At 38.7% G+C, this 19,318-nt stretch carries 19 protein-coding genes; 6 read left to right on the plus strand and 13 right to left on the minus strand.

Features of this window, described 5'->3' with window-relative positions; all coding sequences use genetic code 11:
• Positions 1-6: 6 nt before the first annotated feature.
• Positions 7-768 carry an SDR family NAD(P)-dependent oxidoreductase gene (locus tag I6J02_RS21065; protein WP_201679721.1) on the plus strand — a complete coding sequence of 254 codons (762 nt, stop codon included), beginning with the start codon at positions 7-9 and terminating at the stop codon, positions 766-768.
• Positions 769-821: 53 nt separating this feature from the next.
• On the opposite strand, the gene I6J02_RS21070 is transcribed toward I6J02_RS21065, so the two are convergent.
• Entirely contained in the window at positions 822-1,202 is a 381-nt protein-coding gene (locus I6J02_RS21070) for a winged helix-turn-helix transcriptional regulator (RefSeq protein ID WP_201679722.1), read from the minus strand.
• A gap of 78 nt (positions 1,203-1,280) precedes the next feature.
• Here I6J02_RS21070 and I6J02_RS21075 point away from each other — a divergent pair, with 78 nt between their 5' ends.
• The 3 genes from I6J02_RS21075 (at position 1,281) to I6J02_RS21085 (ending at position 4,173) form a co-directional block, all read left to right on the plus strand.
• Complete coding sequence (locus I6J02_RS21075) at positions 1,281-2,681, plus strand: MFS transporter (protein WP_201679723.1); 1,401 nt, start codon at positions 1,281-1,283, stop codon at positions 2,679-2,681.
• Positions 2,682-2,756: 75 nt separating this feature from the next.
• A complete protein-coding gene (locus I6J02_RS21080; RefSeq protein ID WP_201679724.1) occupies positions 2,757-3,314 on the plus strand; it encodes an RNA polymerase sigma factor in 558 nt (185 codons plus the stop codon).
• Position 3,315: 1 nt separating this feature from the next.
• Entirely contained in the window at positions 3,316-4,173 is an 858-nt protein-coding gene (locus I6J02_RS21085; RefSeq protein ID WP_236582220.1) for an anti-sigma factor domain-containing protein, read from the plus strand.
• A gap of 240 nt (positions 4,174-4,413) precedes the next feature.
• On the opposite strand, the gene I6J02_RS21090 is transcribed toward I6J02_RS21085, so the two are convergent.
• The 9 genes from I6J02_RS21090 to I6J02_RS21130 all read right to left on the minus strand — a co-directional run bounded on the left by I6J02_RS21090 (position 4,414) and on the right by I6J02_RS21130 (position 12,252).
• Complete coding sequence (locus tag I6J02_RS21090; RefSeq protein WP_201679725.1) at positions 4,414-5,244, minus strand: ferritin-like domain-containing protein; 831 nt, start codon at positions 5,242-5,244, stop codon at positions 4,414-4,416.
• An 11-nt stretch (positions 5,245-5,255) separates the two neighbouring features.
• Positions 5,256-5,975, minus strand: coding sequence for a ferritin-like domain-containing protein (locus tag I6J02_RS21095; RefSeq protein WP_002994395.1), 720 nt, complete (start codon positions 5,973-5,975; stop codon positions 5,256-5,258).
• Between the two features lie 315 nt (positions 5,976-6,290).
• On the minus strand, positions 6,291-7,292 hold the full coding sequence (locus I6J02_RS21100; RefSeq protein WP_201679726.1) for an aldo/keto reductase: 1,002 nt from the start codon (positions 7,290-7,292) through the stop codon (positions 6,291-6,293).
• Positions 7,293-7,423: 131 nt separating this feature from the next.
• Entirely contained in the window at positions 7,424-7,927 is a 504-nt protein-coding gene (locus I6J02_RS21105; protein WP_201679727.1) for a DinB family protein, read from the minus strand.
• Between the two features lie 168 nt (positions 7,928-8,095).
• Positions 8,096-9,073: a BtrH N-terminal domain-containing protein gene (locus I6J02_RS21110; RefSeq protein WP_201679728.1), complete on the minus strand. Its 978-nt coding sequence runs from the start codon at positions 9,071-9,073 to the stop codon at positions 8,096-8,098.
• 2 nt (positions 9,074-9,075) lie between these two features.
• The gene (locus tag I6J02_RS21115; protein WP_201679729.1) at positions 9,076-9,624 is read right to left on the minus strand and encodes a GNAT family N-acetyltransferase; all 549 of its coding nucleotides are present in this window, start codon (positions 9,622-9,624) and stop codon (positions 9,076-9,078) included.
• Between the two features lie 69 nt (positions 9,625-9,693).
• A complete protein-coding gene (locus tag I6J02_RS21120) occupies positions 9,694-10,440 on the minus strand; it encodes a hypothetical protein (RefSeq protein WP_201679730.1) in 747 nt (248 codons plus the stop codon).
• A gap of 64 nt (positions 10,441-10,504) precedes the next feature.
• The gene (locus tag I6J02_RS21125; protein WP_201679731.1) at positions 10,505-11,182 is read right to left on the minus strand and encodes an ankyrin repeat domain-containing protein; all 678 of its coding nucleotides are present in this window, start codon (positions 11,180-11,182) and stop codon (positions 10,505-10,507) included.
• A gap of 158 nt (positions 11,183-11,340) precedes the next feature.
• On the minus strand, positions 11,341-12,252 hold the full coding sequence (locus I6J02_RS21130) for a helix-turn-helix domain-containing protein (RefSeq protein WP_201679732.1): 912 nt from the start codon (positions 12,250-12,252) through the stop codon (positions 11,341-11,343).
• A 301-nt stretch (positions 12,253-12,553) separates the two neighbouring features.
• Between I6J02_RS21130 and I6J02_RS21135 the strand changes: the two genes are divergently transcribed.
• Complete coding sequence (locus tag I6J02_RS21135) at positions 12,554-13,585, plus strand: LacI family DNA-binding transcriptional regulator (RefSeq protein WP_201679733.1); 1,032 nt, start codon at positions 12,554-12,556, stop codon at positions 13,583-13,585.
• Positions 13,586-13,657: 72 nt separating this feature from the next.
• Entirely contained in the window at positions 13,658-14,833 is a 1,176-nt protein-coding gene (gene nhaA, locus I6J02_RS21140) for a Na+/H+ antiporter NhaA (RefSeq protein ID WP_201679734.1), read from the plus strand.
• A 63-nt stretch (positions 14,834-14,896) separates the two neighbouring features.
• Here the strand turns inward: nhaA and I6J02_RS21145 are convergent, their stop codons facing one another.
• The 3 genes from I6J02_RS21145 to I6J02_RS21155 form a co-directional block, all read right to left on the minus strand.
• The gene (locus I6J02_RS21145; RefSeq protein WP_201679735.1) at positions 14,897-16,189 is read right to left on the minus strand and encodes a DUF389 domain-containing protein; all 1,293 of its coding nucleotides are present in this window, start codon (positions 16,187-16,189) and stop codon (positions 14,897-14,899) included.
• A gap of 191 nt (positions 16,190-16,380) precedes the next feature.
• Entirely contained in the window at positions 16,381-17,946 is a 1,566-nt protein-coding gene (locus I6J02_RS21150) for an SLC5 family protein (RefSeq protein WP_201679736.1), read from the minus strand.
• Positions 17,947-19,317 carry a hypothetical protein gene (locus I6J02_RS21155; RefSeq protein ID WP_201679737.1) on the minus strand — a complete coding sequence of 457 codons (1,371 nt, stop codon included), beginning with the start codon at positions 19,315-19,317 and terminating at the stop codon, positions 17,947-17,949.
• Position 19,318: the final 1 nt, after the last annotated feature.

Consider the following 19,318-nt stretch of genomic DNA (forward strand, 5'->3'; position numbering starts at 1 on the left):
AATAAGATGAAACAACACAATATTGCATTAGTAACAGGCGGAAGCCGCGGACTGGGAAAAGAAATGGTACTTCGCCTGGCTCAAAAAGGTATAGACTGTATACTGACCTACAACAGTAAGCATGATGAAGCACAGGAAGTAGTGGAACAGGTAAACTTGCTGGGACAGCGTGCCGTTGCGATACAGCTCAATGTAGCGGATACAGAAAGCTTTGAAGATTTTTTCGGTAAGGTAAAGCATGTTTTAAAAGATACTTTCGAAACAGATCGTTTCGATTACCTTATTAATAATGCAGGCATAGGTATTTACAAGCCTTTTGTAGAAACAACGGAAGAGGATTTTGACACCTTGCTTAATATTCAGTTTAAAGGGGTATTTTTTCTGACACAGAAGGCTCTTCCACTTATGAATGACGATGGTTCTGTAATCAATATCTCTACCGGCCTTGCACGTTTTTCATTTCCGGGATACGCGGCTTATGCTTCAATGAAAGGAGCTATAGAGACACTTACCAAATATCTGGCAAAAGAACTGGGAGAAAGAAGAATCCGGGTCAATGTTGTTGCACCAGGTGCTATTGAAACGGACTTTGGTGGCGGAGCTGTACGCGACAACGAAAATATGAATCAGACTATTGCCTCTGTGACGGCTCTTGGCCGCGCAGGTTTACCTGAAGATATTGGCGGTGTAGTGGCTTTCCTTTGTACGGAGGAAGCTCGTTGGATAAATGCACAACGAATAGAAGTATCCGGCGGAATGATGTTGTAATACAAATTTAATTAACAGACCATAGCCATAGTCTTATAGTACAGAGAGCAGATTTATACATCTGCTCTCTGTTCATTATACTGATGCCACCAGTCTTCTAAGGACTGAACTACCGGAATAAGGGTCAGGCCTAACGGTGTCAGTTTATATTCTACTCGTGGAGGTGTTTCTGCATAAATTTTCCGGCTTATAATACCGTCTCGTTCAAGCTCCCGCAGCTGTGTGGTCAAAGTAGTCTGTGCGAGATCCTCCAGTTCCCTTCTTAATTCACCAAAGCGTTTGGGACATCCCTGCAAAATAGATTTTATGAGCATGATCTTCCACTTCCCTCCTATAATTTTGAAAACAGCAGACAGGTCACAACTATTTTGCTTTAGTAACTTATTTTTTAACTCCGCAATACTCTCATTCTCAGTATTAGTATTATTTTCCATACCTACACCTCTTTTTACAACTACTTGATTATACTATAATTATACTCCAATTTTGAACTGTAAATATATGAAAAAGCAATGAATAGATATGTGCAGCTGCTTCTGGTGTCTACCGGAATTTTCCTTTTTGTAATCGATCTTTTTATAATCAACGTCTCCCTGCCTTCTATTCAGACTGGCTTACATGCTAAAGACAGCCAGGCACAATGGATTGTCATTCTCTATGTTATCGGATATGCGAGTTTACTGGTTACCGGAAGTAAAGCGGGCACATATTGGGGTAAGAAAAAGGTATATAATGTCAGTATGTTTTTCTTTATTCTTTCATCCGCACTATGTGGTATAGCGGCAAATGCAGAAATACTATTAGTCGGCAGACTTATACAGGGAGTTAGCTCTGCCTTTATGGTCCCGCAGGGGATAGCGTTTATTCCGGATATCTTTGATAACGAAAAAGATCGTATCAAAGCTCTGGGAATTTATGGCAGCATCGCCGGAGCGGCCTCTGTACTGGGGCAGTTTCTGGGCGGTATTTTACCGGATATACAATGGATTATTGAAGGATGGAGACTTATTTTTCTGATTAATATTCCTATAGGATTGGTTTCACTCTTATTAGCAATCCGTTACCTCCCGAATCATCATCAGCCTGTTGAAGGACTGTTTAATATCAGCGGAGTTATTCTGCTTGCCCTCTCTATCATAACACTTATCTATCCTATCATACAGGCTGCAGAACATCCCTGGTCTGTGTGGTATACCGTCCTGCTGATCTGTTCTTTCATCTGTTCCCTTTGCTTTATTTATCTGCAAAAGAAAGATCACATTAAGGGATTAGAGACTTTAATAGACTTCAGCTTATTTCGCAATACCTATTTCAGGCTGGGACTATGGTCGGCTCTGTTTTACTACATGGTACAGGATTCTTATTTCATACTGACCTCTCTTTATTTGCAAAGAGGACTGGACGTCAGTTCTACACAGACTGGTCTTTATTTTGTTGCACAGGGTATCGGCTATGTAATAGCCTCACTTGTCTCCATCCGATATAATGTACTTCACGGCAAAAGGGTTTTACTCAGCGGGATATCCATCATGGCCATAGGCTTGTGTATGCATCTCCTGATATTTAGTATGTCTGACGTTTCGCATACGATTATCCTATTGACTCTTTTCTGGTACGGATTGGGATGTGGAACTGTTCTGCCTTCTATGATGACTATGGCACTCAAAACTATTCCGGAGAAAAAAGTCGGAATAGCATCCGGCATGTACCTCACCTTACAGCAACTGGCTGTCGGAATTGGAGTTGGTCTGCTCACAACTGTTTTCTTTCATTTCAGTAGAATATCTCTTACCACAAACAGTATGCTGACAGCCTATTATTACAGTATTGGTGCCTGTATTATATTATTGTTAGTAGTTGCTTTTCTTTTCTTTCGACTGCCTGAAGTAAAGGTTGAAACCAGTAATAAATAACTTATTGATTTATAGATTTCTTTTTATTTGGACAACGTCAAAATATTTATATCTTTGAGTACAAAGCCTGTTTGATTGAATAACGCAAATAATACCTCTGAAGAACAACTTATCGCATCTTTGCAAAGCAAGGACGAGAAGGCGTTTAATTATCTGTATGATAATTATGCAGGAGCGTTGTATGGAGTTGTAATCCGGATTGTCAACACCAAAGAATATGCTGACGAAGTGATTCAGGATATATTTGTGAAAATATGGAATAATATCCATTCATTTGATTCCGGCAAAGGCAGGTTGTATACCTGGATGATCAATATTGCAAGAAACACAGCTATTGATTACATCAAATCCAAAAGTGTTCAGAACGAACAAAAAAACCAATCTCTTCCAAATATCGTAGATGATAAAGAAATTAATAATTTTGCGGTGGCAGAGAATGTGGACCATATCGGTTTCAAAAATGTATTAAATGAACTGAAGGCCGATTGGCGGGAATTAATAGAAATGGCGTATTTTGAAGGATATACGCAAAATGAAATAGCAGTAAAGCTCGATATCCCCTTAGGTACTGTCAAAACGAGGACCAGAGGTGCGCTCATCGAACTAAGGAGATTACTTAAAGATTATCAATAAATTGGACATTAAAGAGTACATATCGTCTGGCATTATCGAAGCTTACGTAATGGGGCTTGCTTCTGAAGAAGAAGTAAGTATCCTGGAATGCGTACGCAAAAATAATGCGGAAGTGGAGCAAGCAATTCTGGAGGCGCAACAAACGCTGGAAGATTTCGCTACGGTCCATGCTATGCCTCCTCCTTCCGGTCTGAAAACAGCAATCTGGGACAAAATATCCGCTCAGGAAAGTACAGATCCGGATAATGAAAATATAGTCCCTTTTATTTCGCAGGCAGAAGAAAATAAGCTATCTGTTGAGCAGAAAAGCGAAGATGATCCTAAGATTAAAAATCTGGATAATGTACAGCCCTCACGTACAATGAGCCGAATTGCAGTTGCAGCTTCACTGATTTCTGTTTGTAGCTTACTGGGTAATCTTTATCTGCACAATAAATCCAAAGAGAACGAATCACAGCTTGCAAAAGTAGCAGCAGAAAATAATGTAAACCAACAAGCACTGGCTAATCTGCAGGACAAATGGAAAATGATCCATGATCCGCAGATGAAGACAATTACACTGGCCGGAGTAGAAAATCACCCTGGTCTGAAAGCGCTGGTATTCTGGGATTCAAACAGCAAGAATGTATATCTGAGCATGGAAAATATGCCTGCTGCACCCGAAGGTATGCAATATCAGCTGTGGGCTATAGTAGATGGTAAACCTGTAGATGCCGGAGTCTTCCCGCAAGATAAGACTTTAGATGTCAATATGATGAGCACAATCCAAAGCGCTCAGGCTTTTGCAATTACATTGGAAAAACAAGGTGGAAGCCCTACCCCTACTATGTCCCAGATGTATGTTATGGGAAATATTTAGGCTCTATTCCTAAAAAGCCTGTATTGCTATAAATTATTACTTCAACTTTCTATTTTTTATTCCATATTTTTTTGAGAAGACTCAGCATCAACTACTTAAGATAAAATCTGAAATGCGACTTAAACAAAAAACAGCCGCAAACATATTAGTCTGCGACTGCTCATAGTTGTGCACGTATACATTTCTAACCTTCCATATATGCTAAGCAGAAGGTATCAAAATATGGGTGGTACTCACTAATTATTTAACGATAAAAAGGCTTGCAATATTCAACACAGCTTCAGCAGTTAGCGGTTCATCAAAAGATTGAGTTGCTGCATTTGCAGATACTTTACCATTTACAGCATTCAATGTTGTGATATCCACACCTCCTTGTACTTTATTATCTTCTCCTGCATATATCGGATCTACTACCGCACCTATACCACTGTCGTTGGCTCCTGTGATCCACGGTTTCTGATCTGCTGCAGCTCCGCCTCTTGCTCTTCTCATCTGACGGATATGTGAAGCATGTCTTGCTTCTACCGAATGAATCTGTAAAGCAGCCGTCAATACGACTCTGTTGCCTTTCAGAATGCCAGCCTGTCCTTTATAAGCACGTACTCCGGTATCTTCGAATGCCTGTGCCAGTGCTAAGAACGTATCATAATTTGTAAATACGTTGCCAAAAGTGCCACCAGCCGTAAAATCAAATGTAGGCTTTGCGACAGCGTTATTGCCAAGTACAGTCTTGAGGAAATTGACATGCGCCACTTCATGATCTCTGATGGTCGTAATCGCTCCCATAGGTTTGCCGGCAGGTACCAGATTGGCTGCTGCAGCTCCTTTTGTATAGAATTCGGCCTCCAGATATTCCAGTGTCAAGGCATAGTTCAGTACACCATTTACATCTGTCGGAACCTGCCCGTACGCTTTTTTCAATAATTCACTCAAAACAAATGGCATAGCGGCAAGCGTCACTTTCTTGCCGAAAGATGTCATATTTTTTATAGCCTCACGACGAGGACTCACGCGTTCGTTGAACTCCGGATCAACTTGCGTAATCGTATCAAAAAGATTAAATAAATTCATAATACTGAGGATTAATAGGTTGGTAAATCTTGAACACTAATCTTGGACTTAATAAATGGAGCAGCGGTCTGCAACACTACGGTCGGGCTCTTGGCTACATCCAGTCCATTACTGTCTATTACTTCCGAATTGGCAAAGCTACCGTTGTCAATCAGGTCACGTACAAGAGCAGCGTGTCTGGCTTCAACTGATACAATCTTACCGGCAAGAAGCAGATAATTGACATCTTTTATCAACCAACCTGCACCATTGTAGGCCGATACGCCCAGGTCCTCAAAAGCTTTTGCTGTTGCAAGTACACTGTCCCGGCTGGAAAAATTAACCGCTGAAAAGTTGAATTCCAGATTTGCAATTGCATTTTTACCTAAAGCAGCTTTAAAAAACTCTCTGTGTGCTACTTCATGGTCACGAATATCGGTAAACAAGGTTTTTTCCCAGTCTGAAATATTCGAATACGGAGATGCAGCTACCTGAATGTAAAATGCTGCCTCCAATTGTTCAAGTGCATAAGCATAGTTAAGAATAGCAATATCTCCGCTACCGAAGTAATATTCTTTACCGCCCATATCTACCATATCATCATCGTCCTTACAACTACTCATCCCCAATATGGCCAAACCTGCGGCACTGGCTCCTGCAAATTTTAAGAAGTCTCTTCTTCTCAACCTTTCGTCAGTCAATATTTCTTCCTGTATTGACGACGTAGGATTTTTTGTGGTTAGATTTTTCATAGTTATCCTATTTAACGTTTATAATTATAATCAGTAGTTTCTTTCATCTACGATAACGGATGAGATCTGGATTTAAAATTTCTGATTATTTTTCTTCTACACGTATAAATAAGAGTATCAGCAAAGCTGAAAAATAAATTAAACAACTGAATAACAGATATTTAAATTAAAAAAGAAACTTAAATATTTTCTTATATTTATTTGAATTTATATGTTTTAAGAATGCTTATATAACTAAAAGGCTCAGGTATCTTGTCTGGTGAAGACAGAAACCTGAGCCTTTATATTTCAAAAATAATCTGTTTATCTATCGGATCAGCGATTGACCAGTTTCATAGATCCCTCGTTGTAGCGTGCTCCGACATTCGGATATTGAGCTAGTATTTTTTCAATTTCCTGTAACTCGGAAGGCGAAAGAGAGACATCAACAGCTCCCGCATTTTCGATCAACCGCTCTGTCCGGCGTGTTCCCGGTATCGGAATAATCTGCTCTCCCTGAGCAAGTACCCATGCCAGCGCAAGTTGTGCAGGTGAAACGCCTTTATCTTTAGCAAAGGAAGCAAATGCCGCAGCCAGATTCGTATTATTCTCCAGATTCTCACCCTGATAGCGTGGTAGAAATTTTCGGAAGTCCTGATCTTCCAGCTGATTTACATCGAGTGTATTGGTAACCAATCCTCTTGCCAATGGTGAGTAAGGTACCAGCGCAATATCCAGTTCCTTTAAAAGTGGTAATATTTCAGCCTCTACATCTCGTGTAAGCAGGGAATATTCACTCTGCAGAGCCATAATCGGATGTACAGCATTCGCTTTTTTAAGTGATTCAGGAGAAGCCTCACTAAGTCCCAGATAACGGACTTTGCCTTGTTTCACTAACTCAGACATAGCACCTACAGTCTCTTCGACGGGGACATTCGGATCTACACGATGAGCATAATAAAGATCGATGACATCTACTTTTAGTCGCTTCAAACTATTTTCTACTGCGACCTTGATCCATTCCGGAGAGCCGTCAAAATAAGTTTCATTCGCATTGCTCGCCCGTGCAACCCCATCCCGGAATCTAAATCCGAATTTAGTAGCAATAAAGACTTTATCCCGGTTAGGCACAAGTACTTTTGAGAGCAACTCCTCATTGGTACCATTACCATACATATCGGCTGTATCCCAAAAATTAATCCCCAGATCCAACGCTTTATGCAAAGTCGCTATACTTTGCTGATCGTCAGAAGCACCGTAAGCAAAACTCATCCCCATACAGCCTAAGCCTATGGCAGAAATGTCTTCGTTTGATTTTCCTAATTTTCTATACTTCATAACCTCTTATATTTTGATATTCAAAGTTAGGTATACCACGGGTAAAGAAATTACAAAGATCAAACCATCACTTACATTAATCAAACAACCTAAATTCCAGAAATGTAATAATCCGAAGCAATGTACCTTTCTTATGATGTTTGTTGACGCATTACATTCCAGAAGTTATAGTCCATCATCGGAGCTTTGGCACCTCCGACATGATGTCCGATAGTGACAATTTGCCCGCGATGGTAGGTGGTATGAATGATCAGATGTTGTAAGTATTCATATTTTGGAAAATTTGAAGAAAACCATTCTGATTCTATTAAATAGTTCTCACGCATTCCTTCATCATTTTCCTTTACATAAGCAGCCAGGAGTTTAGCTTCATTTACCAGATTTTCCATTTCCGTTGCAATATCCACATCAGTAGCCATATACTCAAAACTTGGAATTGCCGTTCCCCGTATCATTGCAGACCAATACAATTGTGTATCACTGATATGTTTAAGTGTTTTTGCTATACTGCTAAAACTGGAAGGACATTCTTTATACAGTGATTCTTCATTACAACTTTGTAACCAGTTTACTAATTGTTCTGTTACCCAGACGTTATAATCAACGCTGTGTGTTATTAATGTTTTTAAGCTCATAATATGAATTGTTTAATTGATTAGATTCTGATAAATTTCCCCGTTAAAAGCTCAGATATTTCCACCACTTCATCCGGAAACTTCTAGCATTCTTTCATTCTACCATATAAAAACCTGTTAGAATTCTAAAGTTTTTGCCTTTTAATACCGTTCCAAACTATTAAGCGGTTATATGGTCAGCAATAGTTCCATAGTCCTCTTTTCTTTATCTGCTATTGTTTTCAAAATTTCTGATGCCTGCAGTATATAGCTTAAGTCTTCTGTCACGCTCACTTTATCAAACAATTGTGAAATCGAAGTCCATAGTTCTGCAATCTCAATAAAAGCTTCGTATCCTGTATTTAGTTTTTCAATCTTTAGCAGGTCGTAACTTTCCTTTAAAAAATCCCGGTACAAATTTCTGAATAAAGCCCCTCCTGTCCCTGCTTTCTCCATCATCATAGCAGATGTCTTAAATTCATTTTGAATGTCTCTGCTGGCTTTAAACCATTTGACGATTTCCGTGCTTGTCTTTAAAATTCCTTTATACCCGATATTTGTAATAGGCGGATTCAGATAATCAGCAGCATTATTCCTGATGGCAGTTGTAATTGCATTTTTCAGGTCAAATTGGTTACTTGTCTTCTGTAGCGTATAATACAGATTTTTGGAAGACATGGGACCTTTCTCAGCCCTTGCTAATTCCAGACTTTTTAAGCTCGTTTTTACGCGCCCGCCTTGCTGCCGCGTATCAATCAGATAAGCATTTTTATCATCATAACCGTAAATAGCGGCATAGTGCCCTGCAAAATGAAAGGGGCGTGAGAAATACTGTAAATGAAAGCAGTCCAATTTTAAGCCAACAACCTTTCCGCTGTCCAAACATTCTTTGACATCCTTCCAGGCCTTTTGAACTGAAGTTGTTTCCCTGACCGTTAATTCAATATCCAGATTTTTTGCAATATGTTGAGTTATAAGATCGGTTTTAATACGCCCTCCAATAAAGGGGAAAGTCATGGATTTCATATTCCAGAATATAAATCCCAACCCCTCACCTAAACCAAAAAGAAGTGGTTCTGACAGATCAATACCAAGCTGTTTCAACAAAGTTCCCGTTGCAGTCGTCTCGCAGTGTTGTCCGTCATACGGATTGATTTCCAGTTTCATTGTTACCGATGCCCTTTTATTTTATATAATACACAAGTTCGGAGACGGTCATTATTTACCAGCAAAGTATGTTCAAATTCATATTGCTTTTCGAGTCCTATCTTTTTCATAATATGCTCAGATTTCAGGTTTATTTTTGGTGCCACTGCATAAATATCTTTTAGCATTAAGATATTCCGGGCATAATCCAGACATCTCTTTGCTCCTTCTGTCGCATAACCCTTATTCCATTCTCCACTATTGATTCTCCAGCCAATGTCGATACAAGGCGTAAAGTCTGCTACATATGTTTGTTCAGAAAGTCCTATGAAGCCGATAAATTCCCGGTTATCCAGCCTGTCAACTGCGAAATAACAAAATCCTTTGTCCTCAAACTGACTTTTCATTCTATGAACAAATTCTGTCGTCTGTTGTTTTGTAGAAACATCAGGAAAAAATTCCATTACTTTTTTATCCGTATTTATGAGGTACAATTTATCTATATCCTCCTGATCCCAGTTTCTAAATCCAAGCCGCTCAGATGTAAATATGTATTTTTTATTGTCTTTCATATTGAGTATTTTCCAATTTCATCACTGGAGTATAAAGAGAAATCTGCAAACATCTGTTTTAAAACCCGTTTATTCTTCGAATGATCTCGCATCGTAACTTTTGATTTTAAAATCAGAATTCCTGTATTTTGCCTTTCTTGTTATTTTTCGTCCGTCTTTCATTCGGTGAAAAGAGTAAAAAATAAGCTGTTTTTCCGGATCAAATTCAATTTCTATGGGTTTATAGCTTTTTAATCCGCCTTCGACAATTTCACGCCCTGTTTCTGTATCAATTTTACCCGGATAGCTCTCATCAACATTTGTCCAGCTGTAAACTGACAATACTTTCTTTCCATCCGATCCATTAGTAAAGATATCAGAATAGTCATATTTTATATTTCCATTATAAATAAAGGCCTCAGAACAGGAAAAAGACATTTCATCACTTCTTTTTATGAGCAGATATTCCTTATTGGGCAGATTGTGAATGTCATAAAAATAATTAAAAGTCTTTTCGGATCGATTTATAATTACCTTATCTCTAAGAACATAGCTCCAGTGACCCTCTTCATTTGTCAGCGTAAACAACTCATAATCACCTTTTTCAGAATTCTTTATTGTAAAATATGAATTTAAACTATCCAAAACTCGTCTAAAATTATTGAATGTTTTAATATCGTAGTTTTCGAGTGTAGACCTAAGCTGATCTGTAAAACCCTCTTTAGCATCATCACCGGTGTCAAGAAAAGATTCTATTAGTAATGTTTCCTGAGTTTTTTGCCCAAAAACCTGACTATTACATAATAACAACAGTAAAACCAATTCAAAGATTTTCATTTGGCTATTGATAAATTTTAAGAAAAGATAGTAAAATAATAATTTGAAGTCTTTTTTAAAGAATCTAATCTTTGTTCAGTATAATCTGATCAATAGTACTCTTATAATTATCATAAATAGTATTCCCTCTTTTACTTGCTCCCATAAAATCACTGATTTCTGTTGCTTTTATTAATTCAAAAACCGGATACAAGTCATCGATACTTTCCCGGCTCAATGGTTTTGAACGATCTACCTGAACATTCTCAATTTCACTACACAATACTTCAACAGTGCTAATACCATTGCTATCAGTTACGTTAATATTGACCCCTTGCGTGATCATCAATTTCAAAAGTTCAATTGCTTTCCGGTAGTTTTGAGTTGGTTCAGAGTGAATTTTCCATTGATTCTTTTTAAATAAACCTAAAAATCCTGATGTATTCTGAGTGCTGTATTTAGGAATATAAATGGCGAACCTGGAATTGTTGACAACAGCTGAAATTGCAAAATGTAAGACCGGTTTTCTCCATTCATTATCTTCATTTTCTGTTTCCCCAAATTTTATGTTTGCCCCACGCTCAATAAGTAATCGCGCAATTTCATAATTATCTGTCTTTATTGCGGTCTGCAGCGGAATTTCTCCATCGTCCTTTTGGGACACTCCTTTTGCGACAACATTTAATAAAGTCGGATTCTTATCTATTATTCCGAAGACTTCGTCTATGTTTTTATTTCTTATAGCCTTGAATAAATTTTTCATCTTTTAATCTGTAATATACATTCCCTAATAACCAGAAAATAATACTGTTCACCTCTAATAAAACTACATAAAAATCTCTGATATAATTCTTTATACTAATTCTCAGTTGATTCATACATAAAACAGTCTTGAATTGAAAAACAAGCGTCTTATAGAAATCAAACAAAATTCTTTCTATACTCCAAAGGCGATTGTTGTTGATTTTTTTTAAAGAAATTGGTAAAGTATGCCGGAGATTCGAAACCAAGACTATACGCTATTTCTGAAACAGACCAGTTGGAATGCTGTAACAATGCTTTTCCTTCTCCCAGAATACGAGCTGCAATAAGTTCACCGGTTGTCTTTCCCGTTTCCTTTTTGACCGAGCGATTCAGGTGATTGATATGAACGGAAAGACAGGTAGCAAATTCTTTTGGTGTATGGAGTTGCAATCTGAATTCAGGAGTATCTATAGGGAACTGCCTTTCCAATAGTTCCAGAAATAGTTGAGTAATACGGGCAGATGCATCTTTGTGTTTTACAAATGTTTCAGGGGGTTGAATCTTTAAAGCTTCATGAACCAGCACATGCAGATAACTTCTCAAAACATCGTATTTATGAAGATAATCGGAATTTATCTCTGCTAACATGCGCTTGAAAATCGCTGAAATTTCCTGTTGCTGAGCTTCGTCCGGAAAAAAAACAGGATGTATATGCGTCTGAAATAAAGGTGTCTGCTGAAAGAACTTAAACTTTTCATCATGATTCAGAAAGCTATCTGTAAAAAGACAAAACCAGCCCTTCTGATCCTTGGATTCGGCTTCCCATGCATAAGGTACTTTAGGATTAGAAAGAAGTAATGCAGGTTTATCTATGTAGATCCATTGGTCCGCAAAATAGAGTCTCCCTTTGCCTATAATGTAAGAGACCTTAAAAAAATCGCGTCTGCTGTAAGGCGCCAGAAATGAACATGCATCACGGGCAAAAACATTAAAATGTCCGACACCGGCGGACTGTTCTTCCGGCAGCAGCTCCCTGCTGACCTGCGGAACACGGGCATAAAATTCGGATATGCTCTCACTCTTATTCATTGCCTAATTTACACAATTCAAACAATACATTTCAAAATTTTCCTGCACAGGATATTTTCACCCTGCTCCATATATAGAAATAAGTCTTTTATATAACAGAATAAAATGTGATTATCTTGAAAATTCGTCACAAAATGCATAGATTTAAGGTCAGTTTGTTTTATTTCTACTGAAACCATCATATTTTTAAAACCTTTTCATCCATTGGAAACATGAGTTTTTATTGTTAAACACAAAAACCATAGAATTCAGGTAAAAAATATGACAGTTTCAGTTCTGTTTAAAAACAATTCACATACAGATGAAAAAAATCACTATCCAGGATATTGCTCTGGCCGTCAATAAATCTATTTCCACTGTTTCTAAAGCATTATCGGACAGTCATGAGGTCAATAAAGACACAAAACGAATGATCCGCGAGTACGCAGAAAAAAACAACTTCCAATCCAATTCATCAGCGCGAAGTCTGAGAACCGGAAGAAGTAATATCATTGGTGTTATCGTTTCTACTATAGGAAATTCTTTTTTCTCCCAATTACTGGAAGGAATTGATGAAGTAATCGTAGAGACAGATTTCACCTTAGTGATTATGCAGAGCAAAGAAAATGTACAGCGGGAACGCAAGTGTATAGATATTCTCAATTCAAGAGGAGTAGATGGTATTATTATATCTCCTATTGCAAACACACCTAATATCGACCATTTACAGAGACTTCATGATAGCAGTTTTCCGATTGTAGTGGTAGACCGCATCAACAACAGACTTAAATCATGCAAAATCGGCGTTAAGAATTTTGAAGGTTCATATGATGCTACGCAACATTTGGTGGATCTGGGACATAAAAGGATCGTGCATGTCACCGGCAGAAATGCAGGAGTTATCCGCGAAAGGTTGAATGGCTTCAAAGACTGTCTGCGTAAGAACAAGATTCCTGTCAGATCCGGTTATATACTGGATTTTGATCTGCAGGACAGAAGCAAACTGGAAGAAGAGATCAAAACCAAATTATCAGCTTTGTTTGCTACTAAAACAAAACCCAATGCTGTATTCACCGCTACCGATCTTCTGACCAATAAGATGAGTGGTATCTTAAAAGATATGGGGCTCAGGATACCTGAAGATGTAGCTTTGATAGGCTTTTCCAATTCCACCTATTCCAGTTCATTTTACCCCTCTTTGTCCTGTATCTATCAACCTGCAGCAGAAATGGGTAGACTCGGAGCACGCAAAATCATCGAAATGCTGGATAAGAAAAGAAAGAACTATGCTATCAATATCGAGCGTATTGAATTAGATACACAATTGATTATCCGGGAGTCCACATCTGGCTAAACACACTTGCGAAAACGGTATTATTAGCCGTTTTTCGCCCTGTTTTACATTTGAAAATTGTAGATTTGGAGTATGAAACTTATTAATCTGAATATTTTCAAGCAATTTTTGAAGTCCAGTACAGCTGGAGGAATTATACTTTTTGCCTGTGTTATAATCTCTCTGATTATAGCCAATTCACCTTTAGCTGATACGCTATCGGATATTCTCAACTATCATATCGGTTATGAGAGTGAAACGGTACAACTCAATTACTCTATACTGCTGTGGATCAATGACGGACTGATGGCCATTTTCTTTTTACTGGTTGGTCTGGAGATTAAAAGAGAATTGGTGGAAGGCGAGTTATCTTCTCCGAAAAAAGCAATGCTGCCTATTCTTGCTGCCATTGGAGGCGCATTACTTCCCGCAGCCATATATACAGTAATCAATCTTGGTGAGGTCACACAACATGGATGGGGTATCCCAATGGCGACAGATATTGCATTTGCCTTGGCCGTAGTGACCATGCTCGGTAAAAAAGTACCTGCAAGTTTAAAGATTTTTCTGGCTGCTCTGGCTATTGTAGATGACCTGTTGGCGATTCTTGTTATTGCTGTTTTTTATTCCGGAGATCTTCATTTCACCTATCTGTTATATGCTTTAGGTATATTTATTGTATTATTGGGATTCAACAGATTCGGGGTAAAAAACATCTGGGCTTACCTTATTCCGGGTATCTTTATATGGTATTTCATTCACCATTCAGGTATTCACGCGACTATTGCAGGAGTTTTGGTAGCGATGACTTTACCTACCACACCGGATGCACAGGCATCCCCTCTTGAAAAACTGGAGCATGCCCTTACAAATCCTGTCAACTTTATTATTATCCCGCTGTTTGCATTAGCCAATACGAATATTACCATTCATCAGGAAATGATTGCAGGTCTCACCTCTGCATTAGGTGTAGGTATTATTGCAGGATTGATTGTCGGTAAGACTGTAGGTATCCTGACAACCTGCTACATTTCAACCAAACTAAAAATAAGCAGCCTGCCGGAAAATGCAAACTGGATGCATATCACCGGAACAGGACTATTAGCTGGTATTGGATTTACCATGTCCATTTTTATTTCTATTCTTTCCTTTGATGATCAGCTCTTAATTGATGAGGCTAAATTTGCCGTTCTTATCGGTTCACTAATATCCGGATTATTAGGGTATCTTGTACTTTCTTCAGCGAGCAGGAAGAATGCAGTGAATTAATGACTTTTACTTAAATATAATATACAAATAGCCTTCATTTTTGATAATGAAGGCCATTTATTTTTAACGTTTTAAGATCTCAATATTTGGATCATTAATCCTGTTACCCAACCAGGTCTGCAGTTTGGTTTTATTTTCATCAGACAGAGGTAATTCTGCATCATACAACACAACTGTATTGACAACTGCACTATCCTGACGAATCATATGAAGTTGCTTACCTACTGAATAAACTTTTATTTCAGGAAACAAAATATCAATTTCGTTGATCAGTTTCTGATCATCAAATTTATACAGTGCCAGTTCATTTGTAAGGTTACGAATAGCAATATCTTTTTGTGACAGATTTTCAGAGCGCTTGTTGATCTCTTCTAAAATATCCTTTTTGAGATCAGTACTATCCTGACGAATAATTAATTGTGTATTGAAGATGCCATAGCCTGATAAACTCAGATTCAGTTTCTTTATTTCTTCAGGGGTGAATTTCCGGGACAGAAAAGCCAGTTCTATTTTTTTTGGATTGCTGTTAAAAGATGTCTTTTCATACACTACAGTATATCCTTTTTGAACTAACTCGGTATTGATAAAATGATCAACTAATTGTGTGTACTTTTTCTGCTGTAAAAGTACATAAGCCAGATAGAAACTAGGTATTATCATTACCATTATCAATAAAGTGATCGTTCGTGTAATCCTTTTCTCCCTGTCCTTATCTACAAATTTCACTTTAGGATATTTCAGATACTTAACAATAAAAAATGTCGAGATACAGATAAAAAAACAATTTATAGAATAGAGGTATAATGCTCCGGCAAAATAAGAAAGATTACCTATTGCCAGACCATATCCAGCTGTACAAAGCGGAGGCATCAATGCCGTAGCGATTGCCACACCCGGAATAGGATTCCCCTTTTCCACTCTTGTAATGGCAATGACTCCCACCAGACCGCCAAAGAAAGCGATGAGCACATCATAAATATTTGGTGAAGTACGAGCCAGTAATTCGGATTGTGCATCTTTAAACGGACTCAGCAAAAAATAAATAAAGGATACAGAAAGACTTACCAATGTTGCTATCAGTAAGTTTTTAAGTGATTTTTTCAGCAACGCAAAATCGTACGTTCCCAATGCAAATCCGGCACCTACAATTGGCCCCATCAGAGGAGAGATCAACATCGCTCCAATGATAACTGCAGTAGAATTCACATTCAATCCGACAGAGGCAATAACAATAGCACAGGCTAATATCCAAAGATTAGACCCTCTGAAAGAAATATTGGAGGTTACATTTTCCAATACCTTTTCCTTAGCCTCTTCTCCGTTATGCAAATTGATAAAACGTAAAAACTTATTCATTTCCTGTTCTTTTTTAATATCCAGCATCAAAATCCATTCATGCTTCGAACGAAACTTTGCCCTTCTTTTATCCAATATAATGAGAATAGGACAAAAAACAGTCTATATGAATTGAAATATTATAAAAAACCCGGACACTGAGGAAGAATACATAGGTCCGGGATAGTCTTATACTTGATGTAAGAATTTTGTTAATGATATCGGATATAAAAATAGAGGACAATTGCAGTAATCAGCAACCACCAATAAAAAGGATTTCGAATCCCCTTATTTCGGAGTCTTTCCGATTCAGGCAGTTGAAGACTGTCTTTATTCCAAATTAACCCTTTTAGAGCTTCTTCCGGCAGAGGTTTGGTCAGCAGACTCACCACCACACAAGCAATCATGCAGGTCCAGAATACTATTCCCGTTCTGTTGAAAAACGGCATAGCCGGCAATAAAAACTCCAGAATCAGGGAAAGCGGAATAGTGAGTAATCCTGCTGTCAAAGCTCCTGCAGAAGTCGTTCTTTTCCAGAAAATCCCCATTAAAAACATGGTAGCAATACCCGGGGTAAACAAACCATACAAATTCATCAGGTAAAGAAATACAGGCTTATCCGAATAGCTTATTAATAAGATCGAACTCAATATACCGACGAGAATAATGACTACTCCGGATCTCCGGCCAAAAGTAACAGCCTGCTTGTCCGTAGCATTTTTATTAAAGTATTCCAGATAAATATCTACCGTCATAATGGTTGTACAAGAATTTATGGCTCCTGAAATATGCGACATAATAGCAGAAATAAGTCCTGCCATCACTAACCCGATCAAACCTGTAGGGAGTAGTTTTTCTACCAGTGTGGCAAATAACAGATCCGGCTTGTCGAGATGAGGCAGAAAAACGGGTGCTACTAAAGCCGGTACAGTGATAATTAAGGGAACCAGAAATTTGAGGTAATTACCAAAAATTACGCCCATACGGCCATGCCATTCATTTTTGGCCGCCAATACGCGCTGTACAATAAACTGGTTCGTAGCACAGTAGAAAACACTGATACATAAGAGCCCGCCCAGATACATGGTCCATGGAAAATCCGGATCATTAGCCGGATAGAACATTTTCCAGTCCCGGCTCGAATCCCATACCGCCTGCATCCCTCCTGCTTCTTTAACTGTTGCGAAGGTCAATATAATCCCTCCGGCTACCAGCACAACCAACTGTACCATTTCAGTCCAGATCACAGCTCGCAACCCGCCCAGAATGGTATACACTCCGGTCAGTACCGCCAGTCCGAATACGCTGTACAAAATAGGAACTCCGAATAGTGCATATAAGGAAAGAGCACCCAGAAAAAGAACAGCGCCTATCTCCACAAAAATATAGGTAAAGAGAATAAGTATCGCATATACGGCTCGGGTAGCTTTTCCAAATCTCTTCTGAAGATATTCCGGAATGGTATAAAATCCATTTCTAAGATAAAAAGGAAGGAAAATCCATAATAAGGCATTAAAACCTATCAATATTGCCCCCCATTCCAGCGTAATAGCTACAAATCCTCGGCTGTATGCTGCGCCCATAGCGCCTACCAGATGATGACTGCTGATATTGGCGGCTATAATACTCCCGCCTATCATCCACCAGGGTAGTTTATCACCTGCCAAAAAATAATCTCTTTTTGTCTGGGCATTGAATTTGGATGCATAAAGACCCAGAAATAGTATACCAAGAATATAAACTACAAAAATCGTAATGTCTATTAATTCTAATTTCATTTACTTTAATTCTTGAATAGCTTGAATAGTTTTGTTAATTAATATTTCCAGACTTCCTTTTGCATAGGGAGTTTGCCAGACGGCGTAGATATCAAGTCCGTAGAGTTCGGCCGGAGGCAAATAGCCGACATAACCGTTAGCTATATTAATAAAAGCAACGGATTTGTCCGGAAATGCCGCACGGATCTGCTCCTGTATAATGGAATATGCTTCGTTTGCCTGCCCGATAATGACACTATTACCCATTTGCCAGATCCACAACCTGATAACAGCTTGCTTCTGATCGCCTATACTTTTACGTGTATTCAGCTTGCGCCAGATCCGGTCTTTCAGCACCCGGTCTGTACAGGCTTCATATTCGGATATAATCTCTTCTACAGCAGGTAGTTTTTTATAATCGACAACAACTTCGACTATCTTCGCCTTCAGAAGTTGCTGAGGAGGCAGATCGCAGATTTTCCAGAGTGCCAGAGGTGCTCCTGAAACCAGCGCTTCCTTAAAATATAATCCTTCGTTATTAGCAGAAAGTGATTCAAGTGCAGATAATACCGCAAAACCCAGTCTCCGGCCATGCCGGTCTACAATTGACGGATCAGAAACATACTGTTCCATAGGTGCCAGATCTCCTGATGCTCCCTGTAAAAACAAACAGATTCCACCGGTTCTCCCAGTCACCTCTTCCCGCATAGCACCTACAAAATCAGGAGATAACAGCCTGTTTTCATGAGCAAATGTTGTTGGATGACAGGCATAATTGACAAGCGTTGCCAGAATACGATTTGCATTATCTCTGATACAACCCACCAATACCGTATCATCAGCCCGATCGGATGGATTATAACCGATCAGATAGGTGTCGTCAATTTTTAAATCGCGTTTTGTCGCCAGGTCACATTTACCGTAAGTCCATGTAAGTGTTCCGGCTATAAGATTATGCTGAGCCTGCTGAATCAGATCTACAGACTGTAAAGCCAGAGATTCCAGATAAGGCTGTATATATTCTCCTCCCGGCTTATCTGCATCTGCTGTACATATAACAGGGCCTGAATGGGTGTGTGATAGACAAAACAAAAGCTGTTCTTCCTGAAGACCTGTTTGTTGGAGGATATAGTGACGCAGATTTCGTTCATCCTGTTCATTTTTCCACCAGCCCAGATCTGCAGTGATCATTACAAGAGAAATTTCTTCCTCCGTCTGAAACAGTACACACTGCATCAACAATGGCCGATGTAATCCGGATGCCTGATCAGATGGCGCGGCACCCCAGTTGCGTGCGTAGATTTCCAGAGGAGGGGTAATATCACATTCAGCTACTCCAAAGTTGCCTGTAAAAGAATGTTGAACAGCTATTAAAGTATCATTTAAGGTCATA

It is taken from the genome of Sphingobacterium spiritivorum (genome assembly GCF_016725325.1).
Taxonomy (GTDB): domain Bacteria; phylum Bacteroidota; class Bacteroidia; order Sphingobacteriales; family Sphingobacteriaceae; genus Sphingobacterium.

What these genes read in the sequence shown, in the direction of transcription:
- I6J02_RS21090 (WP_201679725.1), bottom strand. Translation starts at nt 5,244, where the DNA reads ATGAATTTATTTAATCTTTTTGATACGATTACGCAAGTTGATCCGGAG.
- I6J02_RS21150 (WP_201679736.1), bottom strand. Translation starts at nt 17,946, where the DNA reads ATGAAATTAGAATTAATAGACATTACGATTTTTGTAGTTTATATTCTT.
- I6J02_RS21100 (WP_201679726.1), bottom strand. Translation starts at nt 7,292, where the DNA reads ATGAAGTATAGAAAATTAGGAAAATCAAACGAAGACATTTCTGCCATA.
- I6J02_RS21105 (WP_201679727.1), bottom strand. Translation starts at nt 7,927, where the DNA reads ATGAGCTTAAAAACATTAATAACACACAGCGTTGATTATAACGTCTGG.
- nhaA (WP_201679734.1), top strand. Translation starts at nt 13,658, where the DNA reads ATGAAACTTATTAATCTGAATATTTTCAAGCAATTTTTGAAGTCCAGT.
- I6J02_RS21095 (WP_002994395.1), bottom strand. Translation starts at nt 5,975, where the DNA reads ATGAAAAATCTAACCACAAAAAATCCTACGTCGTCAATACAGGAAGAA.
- I6J02_RS21065 (WP_201679721.1), top strand. Translation starts at nt 7, where the DNA reads ATGAAACAACACAATATTGCATTAGTAACAGGCGGAAGCCGCGGACTG.
- I6J02_RS21135 (WP_201679733.1), top strand. Translation starts at nt 12,554, where the DNA reads ATGAAAAAAATCACTATCCAGGATATTGCTCTGGCCGTCAATAAATCT.
- I6J02_RS21110 (WP_201679728.1), bottom strand. Translation starts at nt 9,073, where the DNA reads ATGAAACTGGAAATCAATCCGTATGACGGACAACACTGCGAGACGACT.
- I6J02_RS21155 (WP_201679737.1), bottom strand. Translation starts at nt 19,317, where the DNA reads ATGACCTTAAATGATACTTTAATAGCTGTTCAACATTCTTTTACAGGC.
- I6J02_RS21130 (WP_201679732.1), bottom strand. Translation starts at nt 12,252, where the DNA reads ATGAATAAGAGTGAGAGCATATCCGAATTTTATGCCCGTGTTCCGCAG.
- I6J02_RS21115 (WP_201679729.1), bottom strand. Translation starts at nt 9,624, where the DNA reads ATGAAAGACAATAAAAAATACATATTTACATCTGAGCGGCTTGGATTT.
- I6J02_RS21075 (WP_201679723.1), top strand. Translation starts at nt 1,281, where the DNA reads ATGAATAGATATGTGCAGCTGCTTCTGGTGTCTACCGGAATTTTCCTT.
- I6J02_RS21070 (WP_201679722.1), bottom strand. Translation starts at nt 1,202, where the DNA reads ATGGAAAATAATACTAATACTGAGAATGAGAGTATTGCGGAGTTAAAA.
- I6J02_RS21125 (WP_201679731.1), bottom strand. Translation starts at nt 11,182, where the DNA reads ATGAAAAATTTATTCAAGGCTATAAGAAATAAAAACATAGACGAAGTC.
- I6J02_RS21120 (WP_201679730.1), bottom strand. Translation starts at nt 10,440, where the DNA reads ATGAAAATCTTTGAATTGGTTTTACTGTTGTTATTATGTAATAGTCAG.
- I6J02_RS21145 (WP_201679735.1), bottom strand. Translation starts at nt 16,189, where the DNA reads ATGAATAAGTTTTTACGTTTTATCAATTTGCATAACGGAGAAGAGGCT.